The sequence below is a fragment of the Kitasatospora sp. NPDC087861 genome, assembly GCF_044742585.1.
In the GTDB taxonomy this organism is placed as follows: Bacteria; Actinomycetota; Actinomycetes; order Streptomycetales; family Streptomycetaceae; genus Kitasatospora.
In genome coordinates this window covers 92,136-112,620 of the sequence record NZ_JBIUUS010000014.1, presented here as the reverse complement: position 1 = coordinate 112,620, position 20,485 = coordinate 92,136, and the positions used below count along the sequence as shown (strand labels likewise).

At 72.2% G+C, this 20,485-nt stretch carries 18 protein-coding genes and 1 pseudogene; 11 read left to right on the top strand and 8 right to left on the bottom strand.

The window, feature by feature from the left end; translation table 11 throughout:
• Positions 1-84 precede the first annotated feature (84 nt).
• Entirely contained in the window at positions 85-3,213 is a 3,129-nt protein-coding gene (gene ileS / locus ACIOJE_RS20935) for an isoleucine--tRNA ligase (protein WP_400777807.1), read from the bottom strand.
• A 641-nt stretch (positions 3,214-3,854) separates the two neighbouring features.
• Between ileS and ACIOJE_RS20930 the strand changes: the two genes are divergently transcribed.
• The 4 genes from ACIOJE_RS20930 to ACIOJE_RS20915 all read left to right on the top strand — a co-directional run bounded on the left by ACIOJE_RS20930 (position 3,855) and on the right by ACIOJE_RS20915 (position 6,599).
• Complete coding sequence (locus ACIOJE_RS20930) at positions 3,855-4,322, top strand: TraR/DksA family transcriptional regulator (protein ID WP_280674435.1); 468 nt, start codon at positions 3,855-3,857, stop codon at positions 4,320-4,322.
• Positions 4,323-4,485: 163 nt separating this feature from the next.
• Complete coding sequence (lspA, locus tag ACIOJE_RS20925; RefSeq protein ID WP_400777901.1) at positions 4,486-5,139, top strand: signal peptidase II; 654 nt, start codon at positions 4,486-4,488, stop codon at positions 5,137-5,139.
• 58 nt (positions 5,140-5,197) lie between these two features.
• Positions 5,198-6,136: an RluA family pseudouridine synthase gene (locus tag ACIOJE_RS20920; RefSeq protein ID WP_280674431.1), complete on the top strand. Its 939-nt coding sequence runs from the start codon at positions 5,198-5,200 to the stop codon at positions 6,134-6,136.
• A gap of 1 nt (position 6,137) precedes the next feature.
• Positions 6,138-6,599 (top strand): GNAT family N-acetyltransferase, encoded by a 462-nt coding sequence (locus ACIOJE_RS20915; protein WP_280674429.1) that lies wholly within the window; start codon positions 6,138-6,140, stop codon positions 6,597-6,599.
• Between the two features lie 87 nt (positions 6,600-6,686).
• On the opposite strand, the gene ACIOJE_RS20910 is transcribed toward ACIOJE_RS20915, so the two are convergent.
• Positions 6,687-7,703: a mechanosensitive ion channel family protein gene (locus ACIOJE_RS20910; RefSeq protein ID WP_280674427.1), complete on the bottom strand. Its 1,017-nt coding sequence runs from the start codon at positions 7,701-7,703 to the stop codon at positions 6,687-6,689.
• A 127-nt stretch (positions 7,704-7,830) separates the two neighbouring features.
• On the opposite strand from ACIOJE_RS20910, the gene ACIOJE_RS20905 reads away from it, so the two are divergent.
• Positions 7,831-10,623 carry an alpha/beta fold hydrolase gene (locus ACIOJE_RS20905; protein WP_400777805.1) on the top strand — a complete coding sequence of 931 codons (2,793 nt, stop codon included), beginning with the start codon at positions 7,831-7,833 and terminating at the stop codon, positions 10,621-10,623.
• On the top strand, positions 10,620-11,486 hold the full coding sequence (locus ACIOJE_RS20900; RefSeq protein WP_280674423.1) for an ABC transporter permease: 867 nt from the start codon (positions 10,620-10,622) through the stop codon (positions 11,484-11,486). The genes ACIOJE_RS20905 and ACIOJE_RS20900 overlap by 4 nt, the downstream gene beginning before the upstream one ends.
• Positions 11,487-11,500: 14 nt before the next feature.
• Here ACIOJE_RS20900 and ACIOJE_RS20895 read toward each other — a convergent pair whose 3' ends face one another.
• Positions 11,501-13,168 (bottom strand): alkaline phosphatase D family protein, encoded by a 1,668-nt coding sequence (locus tag ACIOJE_RS20895; protein WP_400777900.1) that lies wholly within the window; start codon positions 13,166-13,168, stop codon positions 11,501-11,503.
• A 139-nt stretch (positions 13,169-13,307) separates the two neighbouring features.
• Here ACIOJE_RS20895 and ACIOJE_RS20890 point away from each other — a divergent pair, with 139 nt between their 5' ends.
• Both ACIOJE_RS20890 and ACIOJE_RS20885 read left to right on the top strand, forming a co-directional pair.
• Positions 13,308-13,937 carry a dienelactone hydrolase family protein gene (locus tag ACIOJE_RS20890; protein WP_280674421.1) on the top strand — a complete coding sequence of 210 codons (630 nt, stop codon included), beginning with the start codon at positions 13,308-13,310 and terminating at the stop codon, positions 13,935-13,937.
• A 134-nt stretch (positions 13,938-14,071) separates the two neighbouring features.
• Positions 14,072-14,842 (top strand): HAD family hydrolase, encoded by a 771-nt coding sequence (locus ACIOJE_RS20885; protein ID WP_280674419.1) that lies wholly within the window; start codon positions 14,072-14,074, stop codon positions 14,840-14,842.
• Here ACIOJE_RS20885 and ACIOJE_RS20880 read toward each other — a convergent pair.
• Positions 14,769-15,368 (bottom strand): hypothetical protein, encoded by a 600-nt coding sequence (locus tag ACIOJE_RS20880; protein WP_400777802.1) that lies wholly within the window; start codon positions 15,366-15,368, stop codon positions 14,769-14,771. The genes ACIOJE_RS20885 and ACIOJE_RS20880 overlap by 74 nt on opposite strands.
• A gap of 194 nt (positions 15,369-15,562) precedes the next feature.
• On the opposite strand from ACIOJE_RS20880, the gene ACIOJE_RS20875 reads away from it, so the two are divergent.
• Entirely contained in the window at positions 15,563-15,694 is a 132-nt protein-coding gene (locus ACIOJE_RS20875) for a hypothetical protein (RefSeq protein ID WP_280674836.1), read from the top strand.
• 69 nt (positions 15,695-15,763) lie between these two features.
• On the opposite strand, the gene ACIOJE_RS20870 is transcribed toward ACIOJE_RS20875, so the two are convergent.
• Positions 15,764-16,720: an SDR family NAD(P)-dependent oxidoreductase gene (locus tag ACIOJE_RS20870; RefSeq protein ID WP_280674415.1), complete on the bottom strand. Its 957-nt coding sequence runs from the start codon at positions 16,718-16,720 to the stop codon at positions 15,764-15,766.
• A 138-nt stretch (positions 16,721-16,858) separates the two neighbouring features.
• On the opposite strand from ACIOJE_RS20870, the gene ACIOJE_RS20865 reads away from it, so the two are divergent.
• Positions 16,859-17,452, top strand: coding sequence for a TetR/AcrR family transcriptional regulator (locus tag ACIOJE_RS20865; RefSeq protein ID WP_280674413.1), 594 nt, complete (start codon positions 16,859-16,861; stop codon positions 17,450-17,452).
• Positions 17,453-17,629: 177 nt separating this feature from the next.
• Here ACIOJE_RS20865 and ACIOJE_RS20860 read toward each other — a convergent pair whose 3' ends face one another.
• Positions 17,630-18,157, bottom strand: a complete 528-nt coding sequence (locus ACIOJE_RS20860) for a GNAT family N-acetyltransferase (RefSeq protein ID WP_400777801.1) — start codon at positions 18,155-18,157, stop codon at positions 17,630-17,632.
• 223 nt (positions 18,158-18,380) lie between these two features.
• On the opposite strand from ACIOJE_RS20860, the gene ACIOJE_RS20855 reads away from it, so the two are divergent.
• The gene (locus ACIOJE_RS20855; RefSeq protein ID WP_280674410.1) at positions 18,381-18,773 is read left to right on the top strand and encodes a hypothetical protein; all 393 of its coding nucleotides are present in this window, start codon (positions 18,381-18,383) and stop codon (positions 18,771-18,773) included.
• Here the strand turns inward: ACIOJE_RS20855 and ACIOJE_RS20850 are convergent.
• Together ACIOJE_RS20850 and ACIOJE_RS20845 are read right to left on the bottom strand one after the other, a co-directional pair.
• Positions 18,739-18,930 (bottom strand): annotated as a pseudogene (locus ACIOJE_RS20850) (transposase); the annotation flags it as partial. The gene ACIOJE_RS20855 and the pseudogene ACIOJE_RS20850 overlap by 35 nt on opposite strands.
• A 213-nt stretch (positions 18,931-19,143) precedes the next feature.
• Positions 19,144-20,331, bottom strand: a complete 1,188-nt coding sequence (locus ACIOJE_RS20845) for an alpha/beta hydrolase family protein (protein ID WP_400777899.1) — start codon at positions 20,329-20,331, stop codon at positions 19,144-19,146.
• Positions 20,332-20,485 lie beyond the last annotated feature (154 nt).

Genomic DNA, 20,485 nt, shown 5'->3' with positions numbered 1-20,485 from the left:
TTGCGTTGGCCGGGGCGGTGGGGCCGGGTGCGGGGGTACGGCGAAGCCGCCGGAACCGGGTGGTTCCGGCGGTTTCGGGGTCGGTCAGGCCTTGCGGAGCTGGAAGGCGAGGCCGAGGGATTCGTCGGTGAAGGTCTCGGACTCCCAGTCGGCCGCGCCGGCGGCGAAGTCGGTGGCGAGCACCTCCTCGGCGACGAGCGGACCGTGCTCGGCGATGGCCTCCGCGGTCTCCTCGGAGGTGGCCCGCCAGCGCAGGACGATGCGGTCGGCGACGTCGAGGCCGGAGTTCTTGCGGGCCTCCTGGATCTGGCGGATGGCGTCGCGGGCGACGCCGAGCCGCTTGAGCTCCGGGGTGATGGCCAGGTCGAGGGCGACGGTGGCACCGGACTCGTTGGCGACGGCCCAGCCCTCGCGCGGGGTCTCGGTGATGATCACCTCGTCCGGGGAGAGGGCGACCGTCTCGCCGTTCAGCTCGACCGAGGTCTCGCCGTTCGCGCGCAGTTCGGCGGCGAGGCGGGCGGCGTCGGTGGCGGCGACCGCCTTGGCGACGTCCTGCACGCCCTTGCCGAACCGCTTGCCCAGGGCGCGGAAGTTGGCCTTGGCACTGGTGTCGACCAGCGAGCCGCCGACCTCGGCCAGCGACTCCAGGGCGGAGACGTTGAGCTCCTCGGCGATCTGCGCGCGCAGGTCGGCGGGCAGCTCGTCCCAGCCCTGGGCGGCGATCAGAGCGCGGGACAGCGGCTGGCGGGTCTTCACGCCCGACTCGGCGCGGGTGGCCCGGCCGAGCTCGACCAGACGGCGGACCAGCGCCATGTGTCGGGAGAGGTCGGCGTCGACCAGCGACTCGTCGGCCTCCGGCCAGGTGGCCAGGTGGACCGAGGCCGGGGCGTCCGGGACGACCGGGACGACCAGGTCCTGCCAGACCTGCTCGGTGATGAACGGGGTCATCGGGGCCATCAGCCGGGTGACCGTCTCCAGCGCCTCGTGCAGGGTGGCGAGCGCGGCCGCGTCGCCCTGCCAGAAGCGGCGGCGGCCGCGGCGGACGTACCAGTTGGACAGGTCGTCGACGAAGCCGGACAGCAGCTTGCCGGCGCGCTGGGTGTCGTAAGCCTCGAAGGCCGAGTCGACCTCGCGGACCAGGGTGTTCAGCTCGGAGAGCACCCAGCGGTCCAGCTGCGGGCGGTCGGCCGGGGCCGGGTCGGCCGCCGAGGGGGACCAGCCGGCGGTGCGGGCGTACAGGGCCTGGAAGGCGACGGTGTTCCAGTAGGTGAGGAGGGTCTTGCGGACCACCTCCTGGATGGTGCCGTGGCCGACCCGGCGGGCCGACCAGGGCGAGCCGCCGGCCGCCATGAACCAGCGGACGGCGTCGGCGCCGTGCTGGTCCATCAGCGGGATCGGCTGCAGGGTGTTGCCCAGGTGCTTGGACATCTTGCGGCCGTCCTCGGCCAGGATGTGGCCCAGGCAGACGACGTTCTCGTAGCTGTTCTTGTCGAACACCAGGGTGCCGACCGCCATCAGCGTGTAGAACCAGCCGCGGGTCTGGTCGATCGCCTCGGAGATGAACTGCGCCGGGTAGCGCTTCTCGAACAGCTCCTTGTTCTGGTGCGGGTAGCCGTACTGGGCGAAGGGCATCGAGCCCGAGTCGTACCAGGCGTCGATGACCTCGGGGACGCGGGTCGAGGTGCCGCCGCACTCGCGGCAGGCGAAGGTGACCTCGTCGATGTACGGGCGGTGCGGGTCGAGGCCGCTCTGGTCGGTGCCGGTGAGCTCGGACAGCTCGGCCAGCGAGCCGACGCAGGTGAGGTGGCCCTCCTCGCAGCGCCAGATCGGCAGCGGGGTGCCCCAGTAGCGGTTACGGCTGAGCGCCCAGTCGATGTTGTTGTTCAGCCAGTCGCCGAAGCGGCCGTGCTTCACGTTCTCCGGGTACCAGTTGGTGGCCTCGTTCTCCCGGATCAGCGCGTCCTTGACCGCGGTGGTGCGGATGTACCAGGACGGCTGCGCGTAGTAGAGCAGCGCGGTGTGGCAGCGCCAGCAGTGCGGGTAGCTGTGCTCGTACGGGAGGTGGCGGAAGAGCAGGCCGCGTTCCTTGAGGTCCGCGACCAGGGCCTCGTCGGCCTTCTTGAAGAACTGGCCGCCGACCAGCGGGACCTCGGGGGCGAAGGTGCCGTCGGCGAGCACCGGGTTGACCACCGGCAGGCCGTACCGGCGGCAGGTCGCGAGGTCGTCAGCGCCGAAGGCGGGGGACTGGTGGACGATGCCGGTGCCGTCCTCGGTGGTGACGTAGTCGGCGTTGAGGACGTAGTGCGCGTCCTCGATCTCGACCAGGTCGAAGGGGCGGCGGTAGACCCAGCGCTCCATCTCGGCGCCGGTGAAGGACTCGCCGGTGGCCTCCCAGCCCTCGCCGAGGGACTTGGCGAGCAGCGGCTCGGCGACGACCAGCTTCTCGGTGCCGTCGGTGGCCACCACGTAGGTGACCTCGGGGTGGACCGCGGCGGCGGTGTTGGCGACCAGGGTCCACGGGGTGGTGGTCCAGACCAGCAGCGAGGCCTGGCCGGCCAGCGGGCCGCTGGTCAGCGGGAAGCGGACGAAGACCGAGGGGTCGACGACGGTCTCGTAGCCCTGGGCCAGCTCGTGGTCGGACAGGCCGGTGCCGCAGCGCGGGCACCAGGGGGCGACCCGGTGGTCCTGGACCAGCAGGCCCTTGTCGAAGATCTGCTTGAGCGACCACCAGACGGACTGGACGTACGACGGGTCCATCGTCCGGTAGGCCTCGTCGAGGTCGACCCAGTACCCCATGCGGGTGGTCAGCTCGGCGAAGGCGTCGGTGTGGCGGGTCACCGACGCGCGGCACTTGGCGTTGAACTCGGCGATGCCGTAGGCCTCGATGTCCTGCTTGCCGGAGAAGCCCAGTTCCTTCTCGACGGCGAGCTCGACCGGGAGGCCGTGGCAGTCCCAGCCGGCCTTGCGGGCGACGTGGTAGCCCTTCATCGTCCGGTAGCGCGGGAAGACGTCCTTGAAGACGCGGGCCTCGATGTGGTGGGCGCCGGGCATGCCGTTGGCGGTCGGCGGGCCCTCGTAGAAGACCCACTCGGGACGGCCCTCGGACTGCTCCAGGCTGCGCTGGAAGATCTTGCCGTCCTGCCAGAAGGACAGGATCTGGTGTTCGAGGGCGGGCAGGTCCACCTGCGCGGGGACGGGGTTGTAGGTGCTCATCGCGGCGTCATACCTCCGGCGGATGTGGACGGGATCCGACGGAGGGACGAGACGGCAAGCCGCCCCGCGGTACCACCCTCCTTGGCCGCGATGCTGCGTGCGGCCCTCTTGTTTGGGCTTGCTGCCGGGTCTAGTGGGCCGGGCCCGCGCGGTGGCGGGGGGCCGTTCTTCCGGCGGCTCCGGGGTGATCTTCCCGCCGTGCACACCCCCGGGCTCGCACCGTCCCCGGGTCGCTGGTGGCTGCGTACGTCGGTACTCGTCCCATCTGCGCCTTGCAGGGCCAGTGTATCGGCCGGGCAAGTCGGTTTGTCCAAATCGTTTTGCCCGCACCCTTCGGCCGGGAGGCTCCGGGGCGGGCCGCGGCGGTGGTTAGGCGGGGGTGATCTGGGCACAAGTCTGGTCAGCGCGCGGGGCGTGGCGGCTGGGGCGGCTGCCTGGGTGGGATCATCATGGGGCGTCGGTATGTCATGTTGTGACCGGTTTTGATCGGGATTATCGTTCCGGCACTGGAGGCCGCCGGGAACCGGCGGCTCGATTCGTTCGTAGATGGGGTCGAAGCCATGGCTGAGAAGGCAACCGGCGCGGGTACCGCCACCAAGCGGGCACGCAAGGCCGTGGCGGCCGATCCAGGGGAGGGGACCGTGACCACTACCGCACGGCAGAAGAGCAGCACCGACACCGTCACCGTGCCGCGCGGCGCCGAGTCGGTGGACCCGGCCACGCTGCCGGTCCGGCCCGGCGAGGACCCGTGGACCACCGACGAGGTCCACGAACTGCACACCGAGCTCATCAGCGAGCTGGAGCGGCTGCAGAACGAGATCGACGCGGCCGAGGCGGCCATCTCCGGCCTGATGCGTGACTCCAACGACGGAGCCGGCGACGACCAGGTGGACGCCGGTACGAAGAACATCTCGCGGGAGAGCGAACTCGCGCTGGCCAACAACGCCCGGGACAGCCTCGCCCAGACCGAGCGGGCCCTGGTCAGGCTGGAGGGCGTCGGCTTCGGCACCTGCGAGTCCTGCGGGCAGGCCATCGGAAAGGCCCGGATGCAGGCCTTCCCCCGGGCCACGCTCTGCGTGCAGTGCAAGGCCAAGCAGGAACGCCGCTGAAGCGGCCGACCGGGGCGGCGCGGGGGGTCGGGCTTGCCGTACGCTCGACCCCGTAACGTCGCCTGATCCTTGGGACACGTCCGTTCGGAGGTGTCCGGTACGGCGACCACGGGCCCACCCTCCCCCACCTCCGGCCGGGGGAGCTCCATCGGCAGCGGAGCGGATCATCAGTACGCAAGGTTCCCCCCAGACGCGGGACGACGCCGTCCCGACCCCCGCCGAAGCCGTGGAGGTGGCCGTGGCCGAGCCCGCCGAGCCCACCGAGCCTGCGGAGCCCACCGAGGCGGCCGCCCCGGTCGCGGCGGAGGCGCCGAAGGGCCCGCGGCGCATCGGCGTGCTGATGGTCGTCGCGCTGCTCGCGTTCCTGATCGACCTCGGCGGCAAGCTGCTGGTCGTGGCCCGGCTGGAGAACCACGCGGCGATCAAGGTGATCGGCGACGTCGTCACCTTCCAGGTCATCCGCAACTCCGGCGCCGCCTTCGGCATGGGCCAGGCGCTGACCGTCGTGTTCACGATGATCGCCTCGGCCGTCATCGTGGTGATCTGGCGGATCGCCCGACGGCTGTACAGCCTGCCCTGGGCGATCGCGCTCGGGCTGCTGCTCGGCGGGGCGCTGGGCAACCTCACCGACCGGCTGTTCCGCTGGCCGGGCGTCTTCCGCGGGCACGTCGTCGACTTCATCTCCGTCCAGCACTTCGCGGTCTTCAACCTCGCCGACTCGGCGATCGTCTGCGGCGGCATCCTCGTGGTGCTGCTCTCCTTCCGGGGCAGCAACCCGGACGGCACCGTCCACCAGCAGGGCGGCAAGGCCGAGTAACGGAGGCCCGAGCGGTCGGCGGGCGGGGGAGGGCCGCCTTTCCGGCATACTCGTACGGGTGAGTACCGCTGCGCAGATCCGAAGCCTCCCCGTACCCGACGGCCTGGAGGGCGAACGCCTCGACGCCGCCCTCGCCCGGATGTTCGGCTTCTCCCGGACGAAGGCCGCCGAGTTGGCCGCCGACGGCAAGGTGACGCTCGACGGCGCCGTGGCCGGCAAGTCGGACCGGGTGACCGCCGGCTCCTGGCTGGAGGTCGAGATCCCCGCTCCCGCCGCGCCGGTGCAGATCGTCGCCGAGGCGGTCGAGGGCATGCGGATCGTCCACGACGACGAGGACATCGTGCTCGTCGACAAGCCGATCGGCGTCGCCGCGCACCCCAGCCCCGGTTGGACCGGCCCCACCGTCATCGGCGGGCTCGCCGCGGCCGGCTACCGGATCTCCACCTCCGGCGCCGCCGAGCGCCAGGGCGTCGTGCACCGGCTCGACGTCGGCACCTCCGGGCTGATGGTCGTCGCCAAGTCCGAGCGCGCGTACACCGACCTCAAGCGGCAGTTCCACGACCGGATCACCGAGAAGCGCTACCACACCCTCGTCCAGGGACACCCGGACCCGCTGAGCGGCACCGTGGACGCGCCGATCGGGCGGCACCCCAGCTCGGACTGGAAGTGGGCCGTGACGAAGGACGGCAAGCCGTCCATCACGCACTACGACCTGATCGAGGCCTACCGGGCCGCGTCGCTGCTCGACGTCAAGCTGGAGACCGGCCGCACCCACCAGATCCGGGTGCACATGTCGGCGCTGCGCCACCCCTGCGTGGGCGACCTGACGTACGGCGCCGACCCGACGCTGGCCAAGCGGCTCGGGCTGACCCGGCAGTGGCTGCACGCCGTGTCGCTCGGCTTCGAGCACCCGGCGGACGGGCAGTGGGTCGAGTTCACCAGCGAGTACCCGGCCGACCTGCAGAAGGCGCTCGACGTCATCTCGGCGGAGAGCTGAGATGACGGCCGCCATCCGGGTCGCGCGGGACGCGGCGGACCTGGCGCTGGTGCGCCGGGTGCGGCGCGAGGTGTTCGTGGTCGAGCAGAACGTGCCGGAGGAGCTGGAGTACGACGAGTACGACGCGACCTCGGTGCACCTGCTGGCCGTCGGAGCGGACGGGGCCGCGCTCGGCACCGGGCGGCTGATCTTCGGGGAGCAGGCGCTGAAGCTCACCGGGGGTGTCGCGGGACGGGTGCTGCTCGGGCGCCTGGCGGTGGTGTCCGCGGCCCGGGGGACCGGGCTCGGGGCCGAACTGGTGCGGGCGATCGAGGCCGCCGGGCGTGAGCGCGGGGCCGTCGAGCTGGAGCTGCACGCGCAGGTGCAGGCGCTGGGGTTCTACGAGCGGCTGGGCTATCTGGCGGAGGGCCCGGAGTACGACGACGCGGGGATCCCGCATCGGACGATGACGCGGGTGCTGTAAGGCGCTTGGTTGCGGGAATCCCCGTGCCCCCGGTGGGGGTGCGGGGATTCCCGTCCTTCCGGGGGCCGGTTCCCGCTGTCGGCGGCCTCAGCCCTCGGTGGTGCGCAGGCGGGGGAGGGCGTGGGGGTGCTCGTCGCGCAGGTGGGCGATGAGCTGTTCGCGGATGTCGAAGCGGAGCTGGGCGGCGTCCTCGGGCGTGCGGGCGGTCATGGTGGCGCGGACCACGATGGTGCTGGGGGTGGTGTCGGTGACCTGGAGGGCCCACTCGGCGCCGTCCCAGAGGGGGTTCTCGGCGAGCCGGGTGCGCAGGGCCGCGCGCAGGTCGTCGACCCGGGTGCTGTGGTCGAGGTGGAGCAGGACGGCGGCGAGCAGGCCCGGGTCGCGGCGGGTCCAGTTCTCGAAGGGCTTGTTGACGAAGTAGGAGACCGGGACGATCAGTCGCCGGTAGTCCCAGAGCCGGACCACCAGGTAGGACAGGGTGATCTCCTCGACCGTGCCCTGCTGGCCGTCCACCACCACGGTGTCGCCGATCCGCACGGTGTCGCCGAAGGCGATCTGCAGGCCGGCGAAGAAGTTGCCCAGGGTGCTCTGCGCGGCGATGCCGGCCACGATGCCGATGATGCCGGCGGAGGCCAGCAGGCTGGCGCCGATGGTGCGCATCGCGGAGAAGGTCAGCAGCATCACGGCGATGGTCACCACGACGACGACCGCGCCCGCCACCCGGCGCAGCATGCCGATCTGGGTCCTCATCCGCTGTACCCGGGAGGGGTCGTCGATGACCGCCTCGTAGCGGCTGAGCACGGCCTCCAGGACGGCCGCCACCACCCGGACGGTGAGCCAGCCGAGCGAGGCGAGCAGGAACAGCAGCACCAGGTGGTGGATGCCGCCGCCGTGCTGGTGGAAGATCCGCCCGAGCGGGTCGGCGGCGAGCAACAGGGCTGATGCGACGGTGAGTTGGAGCGGGATGCGGCAGCGGCGCAGCAGCGCCCAGACCGGCGCCTCGGGGTGCCGGACGGCGACCCGCTGAAGCGTCTGGTCGACGACCCAGCCGATCACCAGGGTGGCGGCGACGGTGGCGAACAGGGCGATCAGTGGCCAGAGCACGGGCACCTTCTCGGGCGGGGAGGCGGAGGGTACGCCGTACCATACCCGGGCGTACCGGGGTGAACCGGACGAAGGAGTCGGCGCCCTTATCGGACGCCTACCCGGGCGGCCGATACGATCAGCCCCCATGGAGTTCGGTGGGGCGTGGCGCCGGTGGCGCGGCCGGGGTACGTCGGTGCGGCGCAAGGTGCTGGCCGGGGCGGTGGCCCTGGTGGCGGTGGCCGGGTTCGGTACGGCGGCGATGGCGTCCGGCGGTGAGCAGGCGGTCCAGCAGGAGGACCGTTTCCTCGCCATGCCGGAGACCCCCGGCAGCGACCAGCAGGTCCAGCTGGACACCTCCTTCTTCACCACCGGCACCACCCCGCGCCCGGCGGTCCTGCTCGCGCACGGCTTCGGCGGCTCCAAGGACGGCGAGCGCGAGCGCGCCCAGCAGCTGGCCCGACAGGGCTACGCCGTGCTGACCTGGTCGGCGCGGGGGTTCGGGCACTCGGGCGGGAAGATCGGCCTCAACGCGCCCGACCGCGAGGTCGAGGACGTCAAGCACCTGGTGGACTGGCTGGCCGGGCGCCCCGAGGTCCAGCTCGACGGGCCCGGCGATCCCCGGGTCGGCATCACCGGCGCCTCCTACGGTGGGGCGGTCTCGCTGCTCGCCTCCGCGTACGACCACCGGATCGACGCGGTGGCCACCCAGATCACCTGGTGGAACCTGGCCGACGCGCTGTTCCCGCAGGGCGTCCAGGGCTCCGGCGCGGTGGACGGCGTGTTCAAGAAGCTCTGGGCCGGGATCTTCTTCACCACCGGCGCGGCGGGCGACCTCGGCCCCTCCGGCGGCGCGCCGCGCGGCGGCGGGACGACGCCGGAGCAGGACGGGCCGGTCGGCTGCGGGCGGTTCCTGGAGTCGCTCTGCCAGATGTACGACCGGGTCGCCACCGCCGGGCACGCCGACCCGGAGGCCGTCGCGCTGCTGGATCGCTCCAGCCCGTCCTCGGTGGCCGCGCAGCTCAAGGCGCCCACCCTGGTCGTCCAGGGCCAGCAGGACTCGCTGTTCCCGCTCGACCAGGGCGACCGGATCGCCCGGGCGGTCGCCGCCAACGGCGCGCCCGTCTCGGTGGACTGGTTCGCCGGCGGGCACGACGGCGGCACCGACACCAGCGCCCGGGTGGACGACCGGGTGACCGCCTGGTTCGACCATTTCCTGAAGAATCGCGGCCTGCGCGGCCGGAGCGCCGACACCGGCCCCGCCTTCCGGGTCACCCGCACCGGCGGCGTCGACTCCACCGGCTTCCAGGCCGTCCTGCGCGGCGCCACCGCCGACAGCTACCCGGGCCTCGGCGGAACCGGCTCGCGCAGCGTCGAACTCGCCGGCGGCGAGAAGACCTTCGCCAACCCGCCCGGCGGCGCCCCGCCCGGGATCTCCACCCTCCCCGGCATCGGCGCGCTCAGCCAGGCCGCCTCGCTCGGCGCCGGGCTGTCACTGGACTTCCCCGGCCAGCACGCCGCCTTCGACTCCGCGCCGCTGGACCGGCCGCTGCACCTGACCGGGCAGCCCACCGTGCCCGTCCAGGTGCGCGCCGACCGGCCGGACGCGGTGCTCTTCGCCAAGCTGTACGACGTCGGCCCGGACGGCAAGGCCGTGTTGCCGCAGCAGCTGGCCGCCCCGCTGCGGGTGACCGGGGCCGACGCGGGCCGCACCGTCACGGTCGCGCTGCCCGCCGTCGACCACACCTTCCCGGCCGGGCACCGGCTGCGGCTCGTCCTGGCCGCCACCGACCTCGCGTACGCCTCGCCCGCCGAGCCCGCCACCTACCGGGTCGCGCCGGCCGGGGCACTCACCGCGCCGACCGTCGAGCAGCTCGTCACCGAGTCCGCGCCGTTGCCCGCCCGCACCTGGCTGCTGCCGCTGGCCGCCGTGGCGGTGGCCGCCGGGCTGCTCCTCGTCCCCCGGCTGCGGCGCCGCCGGCGGGCGGCCGGCGGACCGGCGTACGACCCGGCGCTGGCCGGTGTGCCGTTGCGGATCACCGGCCTGAGCAAGCGCTACAAGGGCGCTCAGGACCGGTACGCGGTCAAGGAGTTGGGCTTCCGGGTCGAGCAGGGGCAGGTGCTCGGCCTGCTCGGGCCCAACGGCGCGGGCAAGACCACCACGCTGCGGATGCTGATGGGCCTGATCCGGCCCGACGCGGGCGAGATCCGGATCTTCGGCCACTTGGTGCGCCCCGGCGCCCCGGTGCTCTCCCGGGTCGGCGCCTTCGTCGAGGGCGCGGGCTTCCTGCCGCACCTCAGCGGACGGGCCAACCTGCGGCTGTACTGGCAGGCCACCGGGCGGCCGGAGGCGGACGCCCGCTTCGACGAGGCGCTGGCCATCGCCGGCCTCGGCGAGGCGCTCGACCGCGCCGTGCGCACCTACTCGCAGGGCATGCGGCAGCGGCTCGCGATCGCCCAGGCCATGCTCGGGCTGCCCGACCTGCTCATCCTCGACGAGCCGACCAACGGGCTCGATCCGCCGCAGATCCGCGAGATGCGCGAGGTGATGATCCGGTACGCGGCGGCCGGGCGGACCGTCATCGTCTCCAGCCACCTGCTCGCCGAGGTCGAGCAGAGCTGCACCGACCTGGTCGTGATGGACCGCGGGCAGCTGATCACCACCGGCGCCGTCGGCGAGATCGTCGGCGCGGGCGGGCTGCTGCTCGTCGGCGTACCGGCCGGGTACGCGCCGTCGGAGTCGGTCGTCGAGAAGGTGGGCGCGCTGGCCGGGGTCGGCTCGGTGGAGGCCGTCGAGGGCGGGCTGCTCGTGCGCCTGGACGGGCTGGCGGCCAGCGAACTGGTGGCCGAGCTGGTGCGCCTCGGCGTGCCGGTGGAGAGCGCCGGGCCGCAGCGGCGGCTGGAGGACGCGTTCCTGTCGTTGATCGGAGGTACGGCGTGAGGACGAATGTTTCGCCCGTTTCGGCGGATCACGCCGAGGGCTACCGGGCGAGCCGGACGCTGCCGCTGCGGGTGGAGGCGATGCGGCAGCTGCGGCGGCGCCGCACGCTGGTGATCGGCGCGGTGCTGGCCGCCATGCCGTTCGTCCTCCTGGCCGCGTTCCAGATCGGCGGCACCCCGAGCCGGGCCGACCGGACCACCTTCATCGACCTGGCCACCGCCTCCGGGCCCAACTTCGCGGCCACCATGCTGTTCGTGGGCACCGGCTTCATGCTGGTCATCCCGGTCGCGCTGTTCTGCGGCGACACGGTCGCCTCCGAGGCCAGCTGGTCCTCGCTGCGCTACCTGCTGGCGGCGCCGGTGCCCCGGGCCCGGCTGCTGGCCCGCAAGTTCGCGGTCGGGTTGGCGTTCTCGGCCGTGGCGGTGGTCATGCTGCCCGCGATCGGGCTGCTCGTCGGCACCGCCGCGTACGGCTGGGGGGACCTGAAGCTGCCCGCCGGGGCCACCCTCTCGGCCGGGGAGGCGCTGCCCCGGCTGGCCGTCGCGGCGGCGTTCGTGTTCCTGAGTGAGATCGTGATCGCCGCACTGGCGTTCTGGCTCTCGACGGCGACGGACGCGCCGCTGGGCGCCGTCGGCGGGGCGGTGTTCGCGTCGATCATCACCGGCGTCCTGGACGCCGTCACGGCGCTGGGGGACCTGCGGGAGTGGCTGCCGGCGCACTGGCAGTACGCGTGGGCGGACGCCCTGCAGCCACAGCTGGAGTGGGGCGGCATGGTGCAGGGCGTCTCGCTGTCGCTCTCGTACGCGGCGGTGCTGCTCGCGCTGGCCTTCCGGGGGTTCGCGCGCAAGGACGTGGTGTCCTAGGCCCCGGGTGGGCGTCAGGTGACCGGGGCGTCCGCGCGCTCTATTCGCTGGGTGCCGGTGCGGGTGCGGTAGGAGCGGGTCCAGCTGCTGGTCGCGTCCTTGCGGGTGCGGTCGGAGAGGACGTAGTAGTCCATCTGGGTCTGCTCGGGCGTGATGTCCAGGACTCCGTAGCCGTGCGAGTCCAGGTCGACCCACTTGACGTGCGGGTTGGCGGTCCTGATCGCGGTGGCGGCCGCCAGCGAGACGGTCTGCGGCGCGACCTTCAGCAGGTCGTCGACGTTGTCCGAGGTCACCGAGGTGACCACGAACTCGGTGGCGACGCTGCCGGACAGCGGGTAGGTGGCGGCCTCGTTCGGGACGTCGCCGGCCCAGGCGGAGTGGATGTCGCCGGTCAGGAAGACGGTGTTGGTGATGCCGTTCGCCTTGAGGTGGCCGAGCAGTTCACGGCGGTCGTGGGTGTAGCCGTCCCACTGGTCGGGGTTGACCGCCACGCCCTCACCGGGCAGGCCGAGCAGCTTGGCCAGCGGGCGCAGCAGGTAGTCGGGCAGGGAGAGGAAGGCGACCGGGGAGATCATCACCTCGTTGCCGATCAGCCTCCAGGTGGTGTCGGAGGCGGACAGCCCGGCCTTCAGCCAGTCCAGCTGGGCGCGGCCGGTGATCGTGCGGTCGGCCGAGTCGACGGCGCCGCTGCCGGTCCTGGCCTGCTGGGAGCGGAACGAGCGCTGGTCCATCAGGTGCAGGTCGGCGAGCCTGCCGTAGCGCAGGCGGCGGTAGGTGGTGCCGGCGATGGACGGCCGTACGGGCATCCACTCGAAGTAGGCCTGCTTGGCGGCGGCCATCCGGTCGGCCCAGTCGCCCTCGGCACCCGGGGTGTGGTTCTCGGCGCCGCCGGACCAGGCGTCGTTGGCGAACTCGTGGTCGTCCCAGATCGCGATGGTCGGGAGCTTCGCGTGCAGGGTCTGGAGGTCCTCGTCGGTCTTGTACTGGCCGTGCCGGGTCCGGTAGTCGGCCAGGGTGAGGATCTCGTGGGTGGGGGCGTGCGGGCGCACGACCGTGCCGCGGGCGCAGAACTCGCCGGTCTTGTACTCGTAGATGTAGTCGCCGAGGAAGAGGAAGGCGTCCAGGTCGCCGCGGGCGGCGAGGTGGCGGTAGGCGGAGAAGTAGCCGGCCTCCCAGTTGGCGCAGGAGGCGACGCCGAAGCGGAGCCGGGCGAGGGCGGCGTCGGTGGCGGGGGTGGTGCGGGTGCGGCCGGTGGGGGAGACGGTGGTGCCGGTACCGGTGGTGGCGGTGAAGCGGTACCAGTAGGGGGTGTCCGGGGTCAGGCCGCGGACGTCGGCCTTGACGGTGTGGTCGGCGGCGGCGGTGGCGGTCACCGTGCCGCTCGCGACGATGCGGGTGAAGGCCTGGTCGGCGGCCAGCTCCCAGCGGACCTCGGTGTCGGGGCCGAGTCCCGAGCCGGGGACGGCCTCGGGGCGGGGCGTCACCCTGGTCCAGAGCAGGACGCCGTCGGGGAGGGGGTCGCCGGAGGCGATGCCGTGGAGGAAGCGGGGGGTCGCTTCGGGGGTTCCGGCGGGCTGGGCGGCTTCGGCGGGGGTGGAGAGGGCGAGGGGGAGCGCGGACGCTCCGGCGGCCAGTGCGCCGGCCTTCAGCACCTGGCGGCGGCACGGGCGGGCGGAGGTCATGTCATGGACAAGATCGTTCACGTCCGGCAGGTTACCGGTTAGTAAAGCATAGGTAAATCAGGTGAACTGACGTTCCGTCGCGGAGTGGTCCGGCTCGGTCCCCGAGACGGGCGGACCGGGGAAGCCGGGACGCCGAGTCATGCGAGATCATGGGGGAGTACCCGCCCTCAGCTGCCGAAGGACCCCGACCGTGGCCCAGATCGTCCTCTTCCACTCCGCCCTCGGGCTGCGCCCCGCCGTGCACGCCGCCGCCGACCGGCTGCGCGCCGCCGGGCACACCGTGCACACCCCGGACCTGTACGACGGGCGGACCTTCGACGACATCGAGGCCGGGCTGGCGTACCAGGAGGAGGTCGGCGGCAGCGAGGAGCTGCTGCGCCGGGCGGTGACCGCCGCGGCTCCGCTGTCCGACGGCGGTCTGGTCTACGCGGGCTTCTCGCTCGGCGGCTCGCTCGCCCAGAACCTCGCGCTGGCCGACGAGAAGGCCCGCGGGCTGCTGCTCCTGCACGGCACCTCCGACCTGCGGGAGGACGCGGCCACCGAGATCCCGGTGCAGCTGCACGTCGCCGAGCCGGACCCGTTCGAGACCGAGGACTGGCTGAACGCCTGGTACCTGCGGATGCGGCGGGCCGGTGCCGACGTCGAGGTGCACCGCTACCGGGGCGCCGGGCACCTGTTCACGGACGCCGAGCTGGCCGACTACGACGCCGAGGCGGCGGAGCGGGCCTGGGCGGTCGCGCTGGACTTCCTCGGCGAGCTGGATTCCTGAGCGGGTGGCCGGGGCCGAGGACGTCGTCGGGGGCGAGCCGGGTCTCCGGGGGTAGCGATCGCCGTCGACAGGGTGCCGGGGACGGCGTGGTGGGAGCGCGTCGTCGGCTCCGGGCGGGCGGATATCATCCGGGAATGGTCAACCTTCGCACCCGCACGGTGGTTTTCGATCTCGACGGCACGCTCTGCTTCGACGGGCGGACGATCGACGGCCGGATCCTGGCGGCGATCGGGGAGTGCGAGCGGGCCGGGTACCAGGTGGTCTTCGCGTCGGCCCGGCCGGTGCGGGACATGCTGCCGGTGCTCGACGGCGCCTTCCCGTCCGCGATGCTGATCGGGGGGAACGGGAGCCTGGTGTCGGTCGACGGGCAGGTGCGGGCCCGGGCCGTGTTCGAACCGGCGACGCTGGGCGGGCTGATGGCGGCGGTCGCGCGGTACGAGGCGGGCTACCTCGCGGACGGCCCCTGGGACTACGCGTACACGGGGCCGGTGGACCACCCGATCCGGAGCCGCGTCGACCAGGGCGGCCTGGCGAGCCGGGTGGAGCTGGTCGAGCTTCCCGAGGTGGTGAAGTTCCTGGTCGTCGAGGCGTCGGACATGGTGGAACTCGCCGAGGCCGGCCGGGGGCTCGGGCTGATGGTCAACCACCACCTCGACGAGGCGATCATCGACTTCGCGCCCGGTTCGACGACGAAGTGGGAGGCCCTGACGTCGATGGACATCGGCGCGTACACGGCGTTCGGCAACGACATCAACGACTTCGACCTGCTGCGGAACGCGGAGCGGGCGGTGCGCGTCGGCACGCATCCCGGGCTGGACGACGTCGCCCAGGTCACCGTCGCGGCCGAGCCGGAGGCGGTAGCGGCTGAGATATCCCTGCTGGCGCGGACGGTCCAGGCCCGGTAGCACGCCGGCGCCGGTGGTAGGCCCAGGCCAGGGCCAGGACGATCGGCCCCCACAGCATCGCCGGCGTGATGCACACCCGGGCCAGCGCCGTCCACCACCCGTTGGCGAACCCCACCTCGGGCAGGACACCCGCCCAGGCGAGCGGGTACAGGTCGAACAATGCGACCAGGGCCAGGCCGCCCACGGCCGCCGGGACCACCGCCGCCAGCGGCACCACCCGCCGGCCGCCGACGAACGGCATCCAGCGCGGCACCACCTCGCCCCACCTGCTCACCAGGCCGGTGGTGAGCAGGGCCAGCGCCTCGGTGAGCACGCTGAGCCCGACGACGTAGAACGGACTCCACCAGGGGACGGCCGCCGGGGCCGCGGGGTCGAGCATGCCCATCCGGAAGTCGACGGCGAACGGCAGCCGCCACAGGCAGTGCGGCAGCACGACGAACGGCAGGGCCTTGGCGAGCCGGAGGGCCCAGGCGGGGACGGGGCGCTCGGTGTCGCCGAGCGGGAGGGCGGGGCGTCTGATCGGCATGTTTCCACGATCGCCGGACCTGGGACGGGGGTGCGTCGACCGTGCGGACGATCACGATCCCCCGCGAGAGCCAGTCCTCCGTCCTCCCGCCTTCCGTGCCGGCCTTGAGCTCAAGGGGAGTTGAGGTTTTACGGTGGCCGCGTTCCAGTGATCGATCGAAGGGGGTGCGGGGACGTGCCGCTTGCCCCGATGTGGTGCTCTTCGCCGACGGCCGCCTCGTCTTCCGGGGCACGCCGGAGGACCTGGCCGCGGCGGGCGTCCCCGAGTACCCGGGCGACAGCCCGCTGGTGACCGGCACTCTGCTGTACGCAGTCGCGGGACCGTGACGGTACCGGGCACGTCCCGCGCCCCGCGCCCCCGCGAGGCGGGGGCGCGGAGCGTTCTGCCGAGGACCGTCAGTCGTGGCTGCCCAGGGTGTCGTGCGAGACCTGCCAGAGCAGGGCGGCCGCCTCGGGGTCGAGGGCGTATTCGGAGACGCCGTTGCGTGCGCTGAGCTCGCCGCGGACGGCTTCGTTGCAGTCCTCGAAGTAGCGGCCGCTGACGCCCTCCAGCAGCGGTGAGGCCGCGAGCAGGACGGAGGTCGCCGCGCCCTGCTCGGTGCTCTTCCACAGCAGTTCCGCGCCGTCGGCGGCCTGGGCCCGCAGCCGGTCGAGCTCCTCCTCGGAGACGTAGCGCTGGAGGGCGGTACGGATGCCGCCGGGCATCAGGGCGTTGACGGTGATGCCGACCGCGGCCCAGCGCTTGGCGGCCTCGACCGCGAACAGGACGTTGGCGGTCTTGGACTGGCCGTAGGCGGACCAGGGCTCGTAGGCGCGCTCGCGGAAGTGGATGTCCTCGAAGACGACCGGGGAGCGGTGGTGGGCGCTGGAGCTGACGGCCACCACGCGGGCGCCGCCGTCCCGGGCCAGGGCCGCGTGCAGGCCGGTGGCCAGCGCGAAGTGCCCGAGGTGGTTGGTGGCGAACTGGAGCTCCCAGCCCTCCGGCGTGCGGAGCTCGGGCGAGGCCATCACGCCGGCGTTGTTGACCAGGATGTGCAGCGGCCCGTCCCATCCGGCGACGAACGCGGCGACGGAGGCCTGGTCGGCGAGGTCCAGCGGCGCGACCCGGACGTCCTTGTTGCCGGTGGTCGCGGTGATGTCCTCGGCGGTGCGGGCCCCGGCGTCGAGGTTCCGGACCGCGAGGGTGACCTGGGCGCCCGCCGAGGCGAGGGCACGTGCGGTCTCGACGCCGATGCCGGAGGCTCCGCCGGTGACGACGGCGCGGCGGCCGGTCAGGTCGATGCCGGAGACGACCTCGGCGGCGGTGGACTCGGCGCCGAAGGAGGTGGTGAGGCGCGGGGTGGTGGCGTTCATGATCATTCCCGTCTGGCTGGGTGACCGGAGCTGGGGTGCGCGGGAGGGTGCGGCCGGTAGAGTGGAAACCGGAGGGCCCTCCGCATGTCCTCAGGTTAAGCGGAGGAACCTCCGCTTGCAACCCGAGGAGGACCAGCCGTGACCACCGCCGACCCCCGGCCGCTGCGCGCCGACGCGCGCCGCAACCGCGACCGACTGATCGAAGTGGCCGCACGGGCCTTCGCCCAGGACGGGCCGGACGCGACGCTCGGGGCGATCGCCAAGGAGGCCGGCGTGGGCATCGGCACCCTCTACCGCCACTTCGCCACCCGCGAGGAACTCGTCGAGGCGGTCTACCGCAGCGAACTCGCCAAGCTGTGCGACTCCGCCACGGAGCTCCAGGACGGCAGGGAACCCGACGCCGCGTTGCGCGCCTGGATGGACGGCTTCGTCCGCTACATGACCACCAAGCGCGGGATGTCCGACGCGCTGCGCGCGCTCATCGCCTCCGGGGGCGACCCCTTCTCGCACAGCCGCGCGATGCTGACCGCCGCGATCACCCAGCTCCTGCGCGCCGGGGCCGAGTCGGGCGTGCTGCGCGCCGACGTCGAGCCGGACGACGTGCTGTTCAGCCTCAGCGGCCTGTCCCTGGCCGCGACGACCCCCGAGCACCACGCCCGGATGGAACGCCTCCTCGACCTCCTGATGGACGGCCTCCGCTACCAGGCCGCCTCCGGGCGGGACGCCCGCTGAGAACGGCGAAGGGCGCCAGCCGTATGGCTGGCGCCCTTCGCCGTGACTCCGGCCGGTATGAGGAGCGGGCGTCCTCGGCCTCCTGCGCGGGTCGATCCGGTTGAGGGTGGCCGATCGGAGGAGCTGGTAGGGCGACTTCACCAGTCTCAGACGAACTGGTCCGAATCGTGTGGCGTCTCAGGTGATCTTGCCGCGCGGCATCGGCGCCCGGGCCATGCGCACATTGGGCAGCCTGCCTCGCCAGAGCTCACGCTCACCTGTGGTCCTGAAACCGTACCGCTCGTAGAAGCGGATCGCCTTCTCGTTGTAGTCGGTCACCCACAGGAGCATGCGGGCATCCTGCGCCCACACCAGGAACTCGCCCATCAGCTGGCTGCCGATACCTTGGCCCTGGGCTTCGTTCAGCAGATACATCGGTCCGAGGGTGACCACCTCGTCTCGGCGACCGCAAAGAACCCCGACGATCTCCGCCCCGGAGCGGACGACACGGCAGAACAACAGATCCGGCTGTCGCACAGCCTCCTCGATGAACACCCGCCACTGGGCAATGCCCTCCGCTGTGACCGTGGGACCTCGGTGCTCGCGGATCCACGCCTCGTCGATCCCCGCTCGTTCGTTGGGGTAGGTCTGGAGCCAGGCCCGCAGCTGCATCCGGCCCACGGGGGCGGCATCGTCAGGGTGGGGTACGGCGATCTGATGGACCATAAGTCCATTCTTGACGCCGCACCTGATGGGTCGCGCGTGATTTTTCCCGTGCAGACCTGCACGGGTCCAGAGAGGGAAACATGTCCAAGAGACCACTTCCCTTGAGATCCGGATCTTCTGACCGTCTCAGATGGTCTGGTCGCTGCACGGCAGAGCGGCGGCCACGGACCAGATCATGTGAGACGGGACAGCGAGGGGCTGTTGGGTTGGTGGTTAGAAGACGTTGTCTTTCCGGGTTGATCAGGTCCTGTCCGAACCACGCGGGCCGAAGGCCGCTGAGACGGTCGAGGACAATCCCTCCGGGCCGGCCGCGCAGCAGCCCGTCCGGGCTGTGGTGGCCGGTTCGATCGTGCCGGTGTGGCAGGACGGGTTGAACGCGGCCGTGCTGGCACCGGACTACCAACGGATCGTGAACCTTCTGGCCGACCGCCGGCGATCCGGTGACGAGGCGGCGATGAGTTGTCAGCAGCTCGCCGGCGTGCTGGGTCTGGAGGTGGTTCCGGCGAAGGTCGAAGGGGTGCGGTCGAAGGCGAAGCGCCTGGTGGCTCGGGGCTGGCTGATGGAGGAGAGCCCGGGCCGGTTCAGCATCCCCGACGTGCCAGGCGGCGGCTCATGACCATGGCCATCGACCAGCGGATCATCGCCTCGGAGGTGTCGGTGCGGGCCTCGTAGTCCCGGGCCAGGCGGCGTGAGTGCATCAGCCACGCGAACGTCCGTTCCACCAGCCACCTCTTCGGCAGTACCGTGAACCCCGAGGCATCGTCGCTGCGCCGGCGCTCGCGGTCAGGACGATCGGCCGCGTTCCCGTACACATGAGCGAGGCAATCGCACGAGCGGTGGGCCGAGTTGGACTCCACGGGCACCGACACGGAAGACTGCAGCACCATGGCCTCCTGGTTTCTCGGTCTGGCTTCGACACCCACCGAGTTGCCAAGAGGCCCTGCCTTCATGCATCGACCGCCCCATGGCCGCCCGATCGAGACCGGTCAAGAACTGGTGAAGGTCACCTCGGGGAAGTCCCGGCTGGGACCGTTGAGCAACGGCTCGCAGACTCCCTTGAGTTGGCGTTCAAAGAAGGCACTGACATAGCTGGTGGTGATCGCGATCGACCTGGGAGCGCTCGGGATGGACAGCACACCGCTCTCGTTGATCAGGTAGTCCAGGTCGGTGAAGGTGTAGTGGTCCGCGCCGGCGACGGTGAGCCACCGCTTCCACCCGTTCAGGTCCGGCCAACTGCTGGTCCAGGTCGGCACAATGTCCGGGCTGCTCGGGTCCGCGGCTGCGATCAGCAGGACCGGACGGCCGTCGATGCCGGTCGCGGGAACCGGTGGGGTGATGGGGCCGTCGAGGTCGGCGCCGGCCAGCACCCGTCGGTCCGCGAGCATGGTGGCCAGGGTCGCGTCACCGCCGATGGAGTGGCCGGCCATGCCGATCCTCGCCGGGTCGATGAGGTCGGCATACCGCCATACCGGGTGCGGACCGGTGAGTTCGGTGAGCAAGAAGGACACGTCCTGGGCACGGCCTGCGGCGACCTGCGCCTGGGTGATGGTGCCGGCGTCGTACTCGTCGCACGCCGCGCAGGGCAGGATACCGCCGGGGAACCGGGTGGCCGCCGATTCGTAGGCGTGGTCGACGGTCGCCACCACGAATCCTCGGCTGCCCAGTTCCTCGGCGAGAGCGGTGAGGGTGTAACGGGGCACCGTGAAACCAGGGGACAGCACGACGAGCGGATAACGGCCCCGGGCCGGCACCGCGTTGGCACGGGTCCAGATACGGGTGTCGGCGAGGGTGGTCGGTGCGAGGGGCCCGGACAGACCGGCATAGTTGATCAACGCCGTTGCCTCGGCGGTGCTCATGTACGGAGCGGGCGTGCCGCTGCCGGCGACGGCCGGGTAGTAGAGGTCCACCATCAACTGTCGCGGCCCCGACTGCGGTACCCAGGGATCGGTGCGTCGCGGGTCGACGAGGTGCAGTGTGTCGCGACCGACCGCGTACCGTCCGGTCGGCCTCGGCAACAACAACGCACTCGCCGTCCGGGCTGTCGGCGTACTCAAGGCCGTCAGCGGTGGCGCGGCGGGTGCCGCGACAGCTGAGGCTGACACGCTCAGAGGGATGATCACCGCGGCGGTGGCGAAGCTCACCGCGTATCTGGTTACTCGCCGGGTTGCCTTCATGGCGGCGATTCTTTCCCACTGGTGTGGGGCGCTGTATCCGGGTGAACCCCCGACAAGTCCCTGATTTCGCGCGTCGAACTTCCCAGAGAAGAGCCATGGTTGGAGGGCCCGGAGCGGGCCCCGGAACGGCACTGCCTCCGACTGCGCCGGCTGG